At 71.9% G+C, this 1,025-nt stretch carries 1 protein-coding gene; it reads left to right on the forward strand.

Annotation, left to right across the window (positions count from 1 at the left end):
• Window positions 1–1,025: methyl-accepting chemotaxis protein (locus Plo01_RS39780; protein ID WP_203895986.1), on the forward strand; the 1,025-nt coding region annotated here is incomplete at its 5' end.

Consider the following 1,025-nt stretch of genomic DNA (forward strand, 5'->3'; position numbering starts at 1 on the left):
AGGTCGTCACCCGCGTCAGCGTCATCGGCGGGCTCGGCCTGGTTGGTGGGCTCGGGCTGGCCTGGCTGGTGGCCCGGGGCGTGGTCGTGCCGCTGCGCCGGGTCACCGGCGTGCTGGACGCGATCTCGCACGGCGACCTGACCCGCAGCGCCGACGTCACCCGCCGCGACGAGGTCGGCACCATGGCCGCCGCGCTGAACCGCGCCACCGACACCATGCGCCAGACCATCACCGTCATCCACACCAACGCCACCTCGCTGGGCACCTCCTCACGCGATCTGGAGACCGTCAGCCGGCAGCTGGCCGGCAACGCCGAGGGCACCGCCGCCCAGGCCAGCGGCGCCCGCGAGGCCGCACGCGAGATCACCGAGCACGTCAGCACGCTGGCCGCCGCCTCCGAGGAGATGGGCGCCTCCATCCGGGAGATCTCCGCAGGCGCCTCCGATGCGGCCACCGTGGCCGCCGAGGCGGTCACCTCCGCCCAGGAGACCACCGTCGTGGTCGGCAAGCTGGGCGACTCCTCGGCCGAGATCGGCAACATCCTCAAGGTCATCACCTCCATCGCCGAGCAGACCAACCTGCTGGCCCTCAACGCCACCATCGAGGCCGCGAGGGCCGGCGACGCCGGCAAGGGCTTCGCCGTGGTCGCCTCCGAGGTCAAGGAGCTGGCCCAGGAGACCGCCAAGGCCACCGAGGACATCGCCAAGCGCATCGACACCATCCAGACCGACACCGCGGCCGCGGTGACCGCGATCGACAAGATCTCTGCCATCATCGGCACGATCAGCAACTACCAGACCACCATCGCCGCGGCGGTCGAAGAGCAGACCGCCACCACCGGCGAGATCAGCCGCAGCGTCTCCAGCGCCGCCCAGGGCGTGCACAACATCGCCGACAACATGACCGCGGTGGCCGGCGCGGCCCAGGAGACCACCGAGGGCGTGGCCACCTCCCGGCAGGCCTCCGAGCGGCTGGCCGCCATGGCGGGCGAGCTGAACCAGCTGGTCACCCGCTTCCGCATCTGA

This window comes from Planobispora longispora (genome assembly GCF_016863135.1).
Lineage (GTDB): Bacteria > Actinomycetota > Actinomycetes > Streptosporangiales > Streptosporangiaceae > Planobispora > Planobispora longispora.